At 65.2% G+C, this 12,404-nt stretch carries 8 protein-coding genes, 1 tRNA gene and 1 pseudogene; 3 read left to right on the top strand and 7 right to left on the bottom strand.

The features are described 5' to 3' along the window. Positions 1 to 254: 254 nt before the first annotated feature. Positions 255 to 2,130 (bottom strand): annotated as a pseudogene (gene hrpA / locus AC1VXC_RS20105) (ATP-dependent RNA helicase HrpA); the annotation flags it as partial. Positions 2,131 to 2,218: 88 nt separating this feature from the next. Here hrpA and AC1VXC_RS20100 point away from each other — a divergent pair. Together AC1VXC_RS20100 and recQ are read left to right on the top strand one after the other, a co-directional pair. Next, on the top strand, positions 2,219 to 2,815 hold the full coding sequence (locus tag AC1VXC_RS20100) for a Dps family protein (RefSeq protein WP_313172867.1): 597 nt from the start codon (positions 2,219 to 2,221) through the stop codon (positions 2,813 to 2,815). A gap of 326 nt (positions 2,816 to 3,141) precedes the next feature. Next, positions 3,142 to 4,944, top strand: coding sequence for a DNA helicase RecQ (recQ, locus tag AC1VXC_RS20095; RefSeq protein WP_313493073.1), 1,803 nt, complete (start codon positions 3,142 to 3,144; stop codon positions 4,942 to 4,944). A gap of 24 nt (positions 4,945 to 4,968) precedes the next feature. Here the strand turns inward: recQ and AC1VXC_RS20090 are convergent, their stop codons facing one another. Together AC1VXC_RS20090 and AC1VXC_RS20085 are read right to left on the bottom strand one after the other, a co-directional pair. Then, positions 4,969 to 7,728, bottom strand: a complete 2,760-nt coding sequence (locus tag AC1VXC_RS20090; RefSeq protein WP_313174340.1) for a protein kinase domain-containing protein — start codon at positions 7,726 to 7,728, stop codon at positions 4,969 to 4,971. Between the two features lie 23 nt (positions 7,729 to 7,751). Next, on the bottom strand, positions 7,752 to 8,303 hold the full coding sequence (locus AC1VXC_RS20085) for an ECF-type sigma factor (RefSeq protein ID WP_313174342.1): 552 nt from the start codon (positions 8,301 to 8,303) through the stop codon (positions 7,752 to 7,754). A 356-nt stretch (positions 8,304 to 8,659) separates the two neighbouring features. Here AC1VXC_RS20085 and AC1VXC_RS20080 point away from each other — a divergent pair, with 356 nt between their 5' ends. Further along, on the top strand, positions 8,660 to 9,736 hold the full coding sequence (locus tag AC1VXC_RS20080) for a DUF5694 domain-containing protein (RefSeq protein WP_481538841.1): 1,077 nt from the start codon (positions 8,660 to 8,662) through the stop codon (positions 9,734 to 9,736). A 219-nt stretch (positions 9,737 to 9,955) separates the two neighbouring features. Here the strand turns inward: AC1VXC_RS20080 and AC1VXC_RS20075 are convergent. The 4 genes from AC1VXC_RS20075 to ybgF form a co-directional block, all read right to left on the bottom strand. Beyond that, positions 9,956 to 10,031, bottom strand: a tRNA-Lys gene (locus tag AC1VXC_RS20075). A 60-nt stretch (positions 10,032 to 10,091) separates the two neighbouring features. After that, positions 10,092 to 10,763 (bottom strand): 7-cyano-7-deazaguanine synthase QueC, encoded by a 672-nt coding sequence (queC, locus tag AC1VXC_RS20070; protein WP_313174345.1) that lies wholly within the window; start codon positions 10,761 to 10,763, stop codon positions 10,092 to 10,094. Between the two features lie 79 nt (positions 10,764 to 10,842). Next, the gene (queE, locus tag AC1VXC_RS20065; RefSeq protein ID WP_481539787.1) at positions 10,843 to 11,532 is read right to left on the bottom strand and encodes a 7-carboxy-7-deazaguanine synthase QueE; all 690 of its coding nucleotides are present in this window, start codon (positions 11,530 to 11,532) and stop codon (positions 10,843 to 10,845) included. Positions 11,533 to 11,565: 33 nt separating this feature from the next. Then, positions 11,566 to 12,294, bottom strand: a complete 729-nt coding sequence (ybgF, locus tag AC1VXC_RS20060) for a tol-pal system protein YbgF (RefSeq protein WP_481539786.1) — start codon at positions 12,292 to 12,294, stop codon at positions 11,566 to 11,568. Positions 12,295 to 12,404 lie beyond the last annotated feature (110 nt).

Genomic DNA, 12,404 nt, shown 5'->3' with positions numbered 1-12,404 from the left:
CGGCCCGTATTGGCACCCGGGTTAAAACCCGGGGCACGCGTCCATTTACCCCCGACCCTTTTCCGCCGCGCATGTGAAATGGGGCAACCCCGACTCTGACCCCGGTTTTAAACCCGGTTTCCCCTCGCGGGCCAGACGTGCAGCCTTGTGCTGCTCACCCCGCGTGGCCTTGCGTTTGGCTTCGGCATCCCCCCCGGCGGGCAAGGCCGGCGGCGCCGACAACAGCGCCTTGCCGAAGGCTTCGTCTTCGCCCATCGCCCAGCCCAGTTCCTCGCACAGCAGGCGCAGCTGGCGATGCAGCTCGCGCCATTCGCGCATGCGCAGGAAGCCGAGGAAGTGGCGCCCGCACCAATCACGCAGCTTGGACTGGGTGAGCTCTTCGTGGGCATCGCGGTAGGCATTCCACAACCGCAGGATGCCAAGGAATTCGGAGCGCGAATCAGCGAACAGGGCATGGGCGTTATCCGCCGCCTCACGCGCCTCCGGCGGCCGTTCGCGCGGATCCTGGATACCGAGGAAGGAAGCAATCACCAGCATCTCGCGCAGGCAACCGCCCTTCTGTGCGGCCACCAGCATGCGCGCCAGTTTGACGTCCACCGGCAAGCGCGCCATCTGCCGACCGATGGCGGTGAGCTTGCGTTCGTCATCGATCGCACCGAGCTCGGCCAGCTGCTGCCAACCGTCGGCAACCGCGCGCTCGTCTGGCGCTTCAAGGAACGGGAATTCGTCGATCTTGCCCAGGCCCAGCTGCAACATGCGCAGGATCACGCCGGACAATGAGGAACGGCGGATTTCCGGGTCGGTGAACTCCGGCCGGCTGAGGAAGTCGGCTTCCGAATACAGCCGGTAGCACACGCCCTCGGAGATACGACCGCAGCGGCCCTTGCGCTGGTTGGCGCTGGCCTGCGATACCGGCTCGATATGCAGGCGATCAAGCTTCTGCCGCGGGCTGTAACGCTTGACGCGTGCATAACCCGGATCGACCACGTAACGGATGCGCGGCACGGTCAGCGAGGTTTCGGCGACATTGGTGGTCAACACCACGCGCCGCTTCGGGCCAGGATTGAATACCCGGTCCTGGTCCTTGGCCGACAAGCGTGCATACAGCGGCAGCACTTCGGTTTCGCGGTATTTGCGTCGCTCCAGCGCCTGGTGGGTATCGCGGATCTCGCGCTCACCCGGCAGGAAGATCAATACGTCGCCGCGTGCATCGCTGCGGGTGATTTCATCGACGGCGGCGACAATGGCCGAGACCGGATCCATCGCCGATTCGCTGTCCGCTTCGGCCCGTTTGCCACGTGCTGGAGCGGTAGCGCTGTCGGCAATCTGCCCGACCTCGTCCAGCGGCCGGTAGCGCACTTCCACCGGGTAGGTGCGGCCTTCGACATTGACCACCGGCGCATTGTCGAAATGACGCGAGAAACGCTCGGTATCGATGGTGGCCGAGGTCACGATCAACTTCAGGTCCGGGCGCTTGCGCAGCAGCTGCTTCAGGTAACCGAGCAGGAAGTCGATATTGAGGCTGCGTTCGTGGGCCTCGTCGATGATCAGGGTGTCGTAACGCGACAACCAGCGGTCCGAAGCGATCTCGGCCAGCAGGATGCCGTCGGTCATGAACTTGATGCGGCTGTCCTCACCGACCTTGTCGGTGAAACGCACCTGGTAGCCGACCACCGTCCCCAATTCGGTCTGCAACTCTTCGGCCACGCGGGCGGCCACCGCGCGGGCGGCGATGCGGCGCGGCTGGGTGCAGCCGATCATGCCCGCTTCGCCCCGGCCCGCCGCCAGGCACAGCTTCGGCAGCTGGGTGGTCTTGCCGGAGCCGGTTTCACCCGCGATCACCACCACCTGATGGCTGCGGATCAGGGCACTGATCTGCTCGGCCTCACGCGCTATTGGCAACGCTTCGTCCATGGTGATGGCGATCGGGCGCGCGGCGCGCTGCTGTCGCTGCGCCTGCGAGCGCTGCAGCGACTGCTGGAACGCCTGTTCGGCCGCCGCGTCCGCGGGCTTGCCCTGCCAGCGTGACAGCAGCCCCAACAGGCGCCCGCGGTCACGGCTCATCCCCCCGTCAATCGCGGGTCGGGCGGCGCGCAGGCGCGCGGATAGGTCTTTTTCGATAGCGCTCATCAATCGTTCAATGTGAAAACTTGAAATACAGGTATGGTGCCCAGAGCGCTATTGTGAAGCCATTCAACCCGCCAAGGAGAAAAGCGTCATGGCCAAGGCCAAGAACAGCAGCAAACCAGAAGCCGGAAAGAAGAAGCTGGCCGCCGCCGCATCCGTCCCGACGACGGATGCCGGGAAGAAGAAACTGGCAGCCGCCGCGCCCTCGGCACCCGCTGTTGATATCGGGATAAAGGGGGCGGATCGCAAGAAGGTCGCCGACGGCCTGTCGCATTTCCTGGCCGATTCCTACACCTTGTACCTGAAGACCCACAATTTCCATTGGAACGTCACCGGGTCGATGTTCAATTCGCTGCACAACATGTTCATGGACCAGTACACCGAGCAGTGGAATGCCCTGGACGAGATTGCCGAGCGCATCCGCGCGTTGGGCTTCAACGCACCAGGCTCCTACCGTGAGTTCGCCGCGCTGACCTCGATCCCAGAGGAGCCGGGCCTGAATGACAGCGCCGATTGGCGCGAGATGGTGCGCCAACTGGTGGTCGGCAACGAAGCGGTCTGCCGCACCGCACGCAAGGTCCTGGACCAGGCCGATGACGCCGACGACGCGCCCAGCGAAGACCTGTTGACCCAGCGCCTGCAGATCCACGAAAAGTATGCGTGGATGCTGCGCTCGTTGCTGCAATAACGGGTTCGACAGGCCCCCTTGACTCAAGGGGGCTTTGCCGCAGGTGGATTGCAACGCCTGTCTGTAGAGCCGAGCCATGCTCGGCATGGGCTTTACCGGCAAGGCCTCTGCCGAGCATGGCTCGGCACTACGGGGACTGCTTCTGGCGAGCATGGCTCGGCACTACGGGGACTGCTTCTGCCGAGCATGGCTCGGCACTACGGGGGTGCTTCTGCCGAGCATGGCTCGGCACTACGGGGCTTTACCGCAATCCTGAAACGGGCGCGGCTGCGCGGCTGACGCCATATCGGTCATTCGGGGCGGCCGCCAGCGGGTAAACTAGCGCAATGCCCCAGAGTCCCGCGCAACAACTGCTTTCCAGCGTTTTCGGTTACGACAGTTTCCGCGGCGATCAGCAGGCCATTGTCGAGCACGTTGCCAACGGCAGCGATGCCCTGGTGTTGATGCCCACCGGTGGCGGCAAATCGCTGTGCTACCAGATCCCGGCCCTGCTGCGTGATGGCTGCGGCATCGTCATCTCACCGCTTATCGCACTGATGCAGGACCAGGTGGAAGCCTTGCACCAGGTCGGGGTCCGCGCCGAGTACCTGAACTCCACGCTGGATGCCGAAACCGCCGCGCGGGTCGAACGCGAGCTCCTGGCCGGCGAGCTGAAACTGCTCTACGTCGCCCCCGAGCGCCTGCTCACCGGGCGCTTCCTGTCCCTGCTAAGCCGCGCCCATATCGCGCTGTTCGCCATCGATGAAGCCCATTGCGTGTCGCAATGGGGCCATGATTTCCGCCCCGAGTACCGGCAGCTGACGGTACTGCACGAGCGCTGGCCGCAGGTGCCGCGTATTGCCCTGACCGCTACCGCCGATCCGCCTACCCAACGTGAGATCGCCGAACGCCTGGACCTGGTCACGGCGCAGCATTTCGTCAGTTCCTTCGACCGCCCCAACATCCGCTACACCGTGGTGCAGAAGGACAACGCCAAGCGTCAATTGCTGGGGTTCCTGCGCAACCACCGCGACGAAGCCGGCATCGTCTATTGCATGTCACGACGCAAGGTCGAGGAGACCGCACAGTTCCTGTGCGACGAAGGCATGCAGGCACTGCCCTACCACGCCGGCATGCCGGCTGAGGTGCGTGCCGCCAACCAGCGTCGTTTCCTGCGTGAGGACGGCATCGTGATGTGCGCGACGATCGCCTTCGGCATGGGCATCGACAAGCCCGACGTGCGCTTCGTCGCGCATACCGACCTGCCCAAGTCGATGGAAGGCTATTACCAGGAAACCGGCCGCGCCGGCCGCGACGGCGAGGCCGCCGAGGCCTGGCTCTGCTATGGCCTGGGCGACGTGGTGCTGCTCAAGCAGATGATCGAGCAGTCCGAGGCCGGTGAAGAGCGCAAGCAGCTGGAGCGCGCCAAACTCGACCATCTGCTTGGCTACTGCGAGTCCATGCAATGCCGCCGCCAGGTACTGCTGGCCGGCTTCGGTGAAACCTATCCCAAGCCCTGTGGCAACTGCGACAACTGCCTCACCCCGCCCGCGGCCTGGGACGCAACCATTCCGGCGCAGAAGGCATTGAGCTGCGTTTATCGCAGCGGCCAGCGTTTCGGCGTCGGCCATCTGATCGACATCCTGCGCGGCAGCGACAACGAGCGCATCCGCCAGCTTGGCCACGACAAGCTCAGCACCTATGCCATCGGCAATGACCTTGACGCACGCGCCTGGCGCGGGGTATTCCGGCAACTGGTAGCCGCCAGCCTGCTGGAGGTCGACCCGGAAAGCCACGGCGGTCTGCGCCTGACCGACGCCAGCCGCGATGTGCTCACCGGCCGCCGGCAGATGATGATGCGCCGCGATGCGGCACCACCCCGCGAACGCGAGCGCGGTGGCCCGCGTACCGGCGTGCCGGTGCAGGCCGGCGATCTGTCGCTGTTCCAGGCCTTGCGCGGCCTGCGTGCGGAACTGGCGCGCGAACAGAACGTGCCCGCCTTCGTGATCTTCCACGACAGCACCCTGCGCAACATTGCCGAACAACGCCCGACCAGCGTCGAGGCGCTGGGCAAGGTCGGTGGTATCGGCGGTAGCAAGCTGGCCCGCTATGGCCAGCGCCTGGTCGAGATCGTCCGCGAACAGGGTTGAACCCGGCGCAGCCGCGTTCGCTCGCTAGCGCCGGGACAGGTTCTGTTCGGCCAGCAGCAGCAGGCCTTCCACCTTGCGACGGTCGGCTGATCCGGCAACCTGCAGCCGACCGATCTGCAGCAGCACCCGCTGCAACTCCTCCTTGGCCAGCTGCGCATGGCCCAACTGCAGCAGGCACTCAGCCAGGGCCAGGCCCGCCGCTGCCACCGCTGCACTGTTGCTGCCCTGGTTGGCGCTGGCATATTCCAGCGCGGTCCTGCGCAAGGCCAAGGCATGTGCGCCCTCGCCCATCCGTCCCGCCAGATCGGCGCGGATGGTCAACAGCCGTAGCTGCAGGTCTTCCGATATCGGCAAACGCATTTCTTCCAGCAACTGCCGCGCCTGCGGCAACTCGCCGTTGCGCACATGCCAATCGATCCGGTTCAGGCGTGCCTCCAGCCGCCCCGGCGCGTCCTCCGGCAGACTCAAGGCCAACCCCTTGTCCGCGTGCATCAACATCGGACCGGCCTCACCCATCCGTCCGCTGCGCATCAGCAACAGACCCAGCCCGCTCTCCGCACGCAGCGTGGTTGGTGACTCCTCACCCAGCTTCTGCCTGCGGATCAGCCACGCTTGCCGGTACAAGCCCTCCGCTGCACTGAAGTCACCGCGCAGCTCCTTCAACGAGGCGTAGTTGTACAGCCCCATCGAATACTCGACCGAGTCCGGGCCATCCAGCCGCGCGCTCAACGCATTGCGTTTCTGGTACTGAAGTTCAGCCGCGGCGTGTTCGCCCGAGTCGCGGTACAGATCGGCCAGCCCGTCGTGTTGCAGGCGTACGAAACTGCTCTCCGCACCATACAACTCCAAGGCGTGCTGCATGCCTGACTGCAGCAGCGGCAAGGCCTCCTCATACTTGCCCTGCTCCCGGAAAATCTGCGCCAGACGCGTTTCTGCTGCCAGCGCGAGGGTGGTACGCCGACCATGCAGATTGTCCAGCATGTGCCGGAACTCCCGCTCCGCCGATTGCTGCCGACCCCACCGCAGGTATAGCAGGCCCTTGTTGTAGGACAGTTCGCTGATCTCGGCCGTCACATCCACGTCTGTCGCTTGCTGGTATAGCGATACCGCCTGGTTGAACGCGGCCTCACCCAGGTCGAAATGCTGCTGGTTCACCAGAGCCAGGCCTTGCGCGGCGTACAGGCGCGCCTGCACCAGCGCCGGTCCCCTGCGGCCCAGCAGATCCAGGCCCTGGGTCGCCAGTTGCCTTCCCAGCTCGCCGTCGCCATCCAGGGTTTTCTGTACCGACAGATCCGCCAATACGTTCGCCGCATCCACCGGCCGCGCCACGCGTGGGTCCATGAAGCCACCGTAGGCCTGTTGCAGCAGCCTGTCGGCCTGATGCGAAACCCCCGCGTTCTGATAGGCAACGCCCAACACCGCACGCATCCGCGCCAGCTGCGCCGGCGCGTCCGCCAGGTCACGTGCAACCTGCAACGCCGCCTTGTCCAGCAATTGCCGCGAACTCAGCTGTTCGGCGCCGCGCTCGGTACGCAGGAATGGATCAGCGGTCTCGAACATGCCGACCATGAAGTTGCTGACCTGCTGTGCGACTACCGCCTCCTCCTGGGCTTGGCGCCGGGTCTCCCACAGGCCCAGCACGAAGACCGCAAGCAGGCCGGTCACTCCCGCTGCCACCGTGGCTCCCTGCCAGTTCCGGCGCAGGGCCTTGCCAAGGTGATACAGCCGCCCACCGTTGCGGGCCACCACCGGCTGCAGGTCCAGATAGCGGCGCAGATCGGCCATCAAGGCTTCCACCGAGCGATAGCGCAAGCGGGTGTCGGTGGCGCAGGCGCGTGCGGCGATGGCATCCAGATCACCGCGCAGTCGCCGCCGCCAGGGCAGATCCGCAGGCGCGGATGCACTTGCGGTGGGTACGTCCATGGTTTCAGCGGACCCGGTCTGCTCGCGTGTGCACACCCGGGTGGACAGCAGCTCCACCAGCATGACGCCGAGACTGTATACATCGCTGGCCGCACCGACGCTGTGGCCGGCGATCAGTTCCGGACTGGCATAGCCGGGCGTGCAATAGCCGGAGTCGCGTTTTTCGCGTGCCTCGTTCAGCAGCCGCGCCAAACCGAAATCCAGCAGGATTGGCTGACCATTGGCCTGCACGAGGACATTGCGTGGCTTCAGGTCACAATGCAGCACCAGTTGTTCGTGCGCCGACTGGACGATGGTGCAGATCTCCAGGAACAGCGCCAACCGTTCCTGCAATCCCAGTTCGCGCTCGCCACACCAACGGTCCAGCGGTAACCCGTCGATGTATTCCATCACCAGATAGGGATGGCCATCGGGCGTGGTGCCACCGTCGTATAGACGCGCAACGTTGGGCAACTGCAGGTCGGCCAGCACCTGCCGCTCGCTACCCAGCAATTCCACCTCGGTTGCACCTGGCATGCCGTGCAACAGTTTGATCGCGACCGTTCGCTGGTACAGGCCATCGGCGCGCTCGGCCTTGAACACGGTACCCATGCCGCCGTGCGCGATGCGCTCGGTCAGCCGCCACGGCCCAAGCCGTTCACCGACGCCAAGCTCGGGCGCCAACGCCCGTGCCAACGCCGTGTCCAGGCGGTTGCTGACCCGGCTCAAGCCCACGGTCTGCGAGCGCAGCAGCTGCAGCACCTCCTCACGTACAAGCGGGTCGCCGCTGCCTGCAGCGATGGCCTGCGGCCATTGTTCGCGCGGCAACTCGCAGACAGCATCAAACAGCTCGCGGATCTGCTGCCAACGCTCGCTCCCCACTACACCGCCCCCGCCATCACGACTCAGCGCAGTTGCCGGTTCAACCAGGCCCGCGCAAAGCGCAGGTCGCGGTCAACCGTGGGCGCGGACACATCCAGCACCAGGGCGATCTCGTCGCGGCTCATCCCACCGAAATAGGTCAACTCGATGGTGCTCGCGGCGCGTGGTTCCAGCTCGGCCAATTGATTCAATGCCTGGTGCAGGGCCAGCACGTCATAGCCGATATCGGCCTGGTCAGGCACCTGCTCGGCATGCGACAAGGTCAACTGCTCGGCATTGCCGCCGCGCTTGTCCGCGGCACGTGCGCGCAGATGGTCGACCAGCACCGAGCGCATCTTCAATGCGGCGATGGCCACGAAGTGGGTGCGGTCCTTGTAGTCGGCATCGGCGCCGAGCAAACGCATCAGCGACTCATTGACCAGCGCCGCCGGTTGCAGGGTGCCATTGGTCTGTTGCGACAGGCGATTGCGGGCGATCAGCATCAGGTCCGAATACAAGGCTTCGAACAGATGCTCGCGCGCATCCATGTCGCCTTGTTGCCAACGCTGCAGTAGTTGAGTGATCTGCTTGCTCAATCCCGTCCCCAGTGCCTGGACGCCCGTCAAGGCGACCGCCGCTGCATCCGACATATTAGGACCAGACCCCGGGACTTCCAACCACGGTTGCCGTCGCAACGCATTGCCGCGCACTTCATTTGCCCTGCCCGGCGCCGCCCACAAATGGAGACAGCGATCACATGCTGCCCGGGTGACTGGCTGTCGGCCGATGCCTTTTGGCGGATGTCGGTCGCGCAACGCTCCGATAACCGGCCAGTTTGACCAGACGGACCCATACGCTTGACAAAGTTCTCGGCCAGACCGGAATCTGCGCGACTTCGCGCCAGACAAGCGCTACATCGGCGGGTTTCATGCAGCAGGGAGTGATGCAGGGCATGTGGGGGAAGAGCATTTTGATCGGCGCGTTGTGGATGTGCGCAACGCAGGCAGCCATCGCACAGGCACAGCCCTTTGATCCGGGCGCACACAAGGGTCCCCGGCAAGGGACGCAGAACGAGGTGGCCGTGCTCGGCACCGCGCATCTGGCCGGATTGCCGGAGACCTTCGACGCCTCCGCCCTCGATGCACTGATCGACCGGTTGGCCGCATGGCGGCCGCAGGCGATCACCATCGAGTCGGTTTCAGGGCAGCAATGCGACCTGTTGCGTCGCTACCCGGCCCGCTACGCCTTGACGGTGAACGACTACTGCCCCGATCTGTCGGCGGCGGCAAAGGCGACCGGACTGGATGTGCCGGCAGCCAATGCGGCGGCGGAAACAATGCTGGCGAGCTGGCCTGCACAGCCGAGCGCTGCCCAGCGCCGTGCACTTGCCGCTACCTTCCTGGCCGCGGGAGAGCAGGATTCGGCGCTGGTCCAATGGCTGTACCTGGCCGCAGCCGAGCGGCGGGCCGACGACGCCCTGAACCAGGAACTGGTGGAAGCCCTGGAAACGCTGCGCAGCAGTCGCAATGAAAACACGCTGATCGCCGCAAAACTGGCGGTGCGGCTGGGACATCAACGGCTCTGGCCCATGGACGATCACAGCGCGGATCGGTACGGCCCCAATCCCAAGGCCTACGTGGCGGCGATCAGAAAAGCATGGGACAACCCGGCGTCCAAACAGCGGGCGGCGCAGTCCAGCGCACTGGAGCCGCAGCTCGCCACACCGGAAAAAGTGTTGGCGATGTATCGGCGCGACAATGGCACGGACGTCGCCCCGGTCGCGTTCGCCAGCGATTACGGCGCCGCGCTGGAGGAGCCCTCGCCGGAAGGCTACGGACGCATGTACGTCACCTCCTGGGAAACCCGCAACCTGCGTATGGCAGCGAACATCCGCGACCTGATGGGGGCAACGCCGGGCATGCGCACACTGGTGCTGGTCGGTGCATCGCACAAGGCCTATCTGGATGCCTATCTCGCGCAGATGCACGACGTGCGCATCGTCGATGTCCAGCAGACCTTGTTGAAGTAATACAAAGCCCCGATCTTGCGAGGTCGGCGCAGCCCGGGTACGCGCTGCGCACCCGGCGCTTCCCGCCTGCACGCTTTGGGATCGCAGGATTCCCGTCCCCCGGGTGCGCGGCACTTGCCCGGGCCAGGTTTGAGCCACCCGTCCAGGCCGCCTGCGGAACAATCGCCTTCCCCGAAGCAACAAAAAAGGCTCCGGATCGCTCCGAAGCCTTGGCAATGCTGGTGGGCCGTGATGGATTCGAACCATCGACCAAAAGATTAAAAGTCTTCTGCTCTACCGACTGAGCTAACGGCCCAAACAAAGACCCGGCCGCAGCCGGGGCGCGTATTCTAACGCAATTGATGCAAAAACAACATCACGCGTAGTGGGTCGGGTCCGCCATGCCGGCGGCAGCAAAACCATCGGCGCGCAACTGGCAGGCATCGCAGTGGCCGCAGGCCTTGCCCTCCATGTCGGCCTGGTAACAGGACACGGTCAGGCCGAAGTCCACGCCCAGGCGCTGCCCTTCCAGCGCGATCTGTGCCTTGCTCAGGTATTGCAGCGGCGCGTGTACGCGGATGCCCGCGCCTTCCACGCCGGCCTTGGTGGCCAGGTTGGCCAATGCCTGGAAGGCAGCGATGAACTCGGGGCGGCAATCCGGGTAACCGGAGTAGTCCACGGCATTGACGCCGCAGAAGATGTCGTTGGCGCCCAGTACTTCCGCCCAGCCCAATGCCAGCGACAACATGATGGTGTTGCGGGCAGGTACGTAGGTGACCGGAATGGCATCACCGGCGCCGGCCTCGGGCACGCTGATGTCGTCGGTCAGGGCCGAGCCGCCGATGCTGCGCAGGTCGACCGCGACCACTTTGTGGCCCGCCACGCCCAGCGCAGCAGCCACACGTGCTGCGGCCTCCAGTTCGGAGGTGTGGCGTTGGCCGTAGCGCACGCTCATGGCATGCACTTCGAAGCCCTGTTCCTGGGCAATGGCGACAACGGCGGCCGAGTCCATGCCGCCGGAAAGAAGCACGACTGCTTTCTTTTTCATGGTGATGATCCGGTTGGGAGAGGAAAGCCAGCACGCTGTCCCGCGCCGGGGTAAACGATTGACGGGTGACGAAGCCGGCTCAATAGCCCGGCGCGTCGTCCCACAACAACTTGTGCAACTGCATCTGGAAGCGCACCGGCAGGCGGTCCGCGACGATCCAGTCGGCCAGTTCGCGCGGCTTGAGCTGCGACTTGCTCGGCGAGAACAACACCATGCAGCGTTCGGCCAGGCGATGCTCAGCCAACATGGACTTGGCCCATTCGTAGTCGCCGCGGCTGCAGATCACGAACTTGAGCTGGTCGCGGCCTGTCAGCAGCGGGATGTTCTCCAGCCGGTTGCGCGCCATCTCACGTGAGTCCGGCGTCTTCAGGTCGACCACCCGCGATACGCGCGGGTCCACCGCGGCGATGTCCAACGCGCCGGAGGTTTCCAGCGACACATCCAGGCCGGCATCGCACAGCTTCTGCAGCAGGATCAGGCAGCGTTTCTGCGCCAGCGGCTCACCGCCGGTCACGCAGACATGGCGTACGCCCTGCTTGAGCACCTCGGCGACGATGTCGTCGATGTCCCACCAGTCACCGCCATGGAAGGCGTACTCGGTGTCGCAGTATTGGCAGCGCAGCGGGCAGCCGGTCAGGCGCACGAACACGGTTGGCCAGCCGGCGGTATCGGCCTCGCCTTGCAGGGACAGGAAAATTTCAGTGATCTTCAGCCGCGGCAACGGCGACTGCACGATCTCGCTGGGAACAGCGGCACTGGGAGAGTTCATATTCAATGGCCGCACCCTCGGTGCGGCACCACATCAGCGCAGCTGCTGGCCGAGCCGGATCGACTGCAGTCGGTCCTGGGCGGTACGGGCCGCATCACTGCCGGGAAAACGGGAAATCACCTGCTCCAGGGTCTTCTGCGCCTGGGCGCTGTTGCCTTCACCAAACTGCGACAGGCCGAGCTTCAGCAAACCGCCGGCAGCCTTGTCGTGGGTCGGATAGCGGGCAACCAGATCGCTGAACTGTGCCTCAGCCATCTTGAAATTACGCGTCGCATAAAAGCTCTCACCCAGCCAATACAGGGCATTGGGGGTGTACGCGGCATTCGGGTACAACTCGAGGAAGCTCTGGAACAACTGTGCCGAGTCGGCGTAGTTGCCGGCCTTCAGCGCGTCGAATGCGACGTTGTAGGCAGCGCGCTCATCACCGGCCGAGGCCAGCGAACCCGCGTCACCGCGCACCGTCGGCGGGCGCTCGGCAGCAGCCGCTGTCGGCTTTGCGGCCGCAGCGGCGGGCGTCACCGCGCCAGTGCCCGGAGCGGCCGGGGCGCCAGCACCGCCTTCAAGGCGATTGAGGCGACCGTCCAGGTCCAGGTATTGATCGCGACTACGCTGCTTCAGCTGTTCGTTCTCGTGCTGAAGCTGCTCGATCGTGCCCTGCAACGCCTGCATTTCAGTACGCAGCTGCTGCAGCTGGTTGAGCATGTCGGTATTGGCCTGGCTGTTGTTGACCTGCGTTTCCAACACGCCAACACGGTCCGCCAGACTTGCCCGCTGTGCATACGCGGGCGCCGGGGGGGGCGGCGGGGGGGGGCGGGGGCGCGCGCGGGGGGGGGGGGGGGGGGGGGGGGGTGTGAGGGGGGGGGGGGGGGGGG

The sequence above is a fragment of the Stenotrophomonas sp. STEN033 genome, from assembly GCF_056856655.1.
This window is presented reverse-complemented; position numbering and strand designations above follow the sequence as displayed.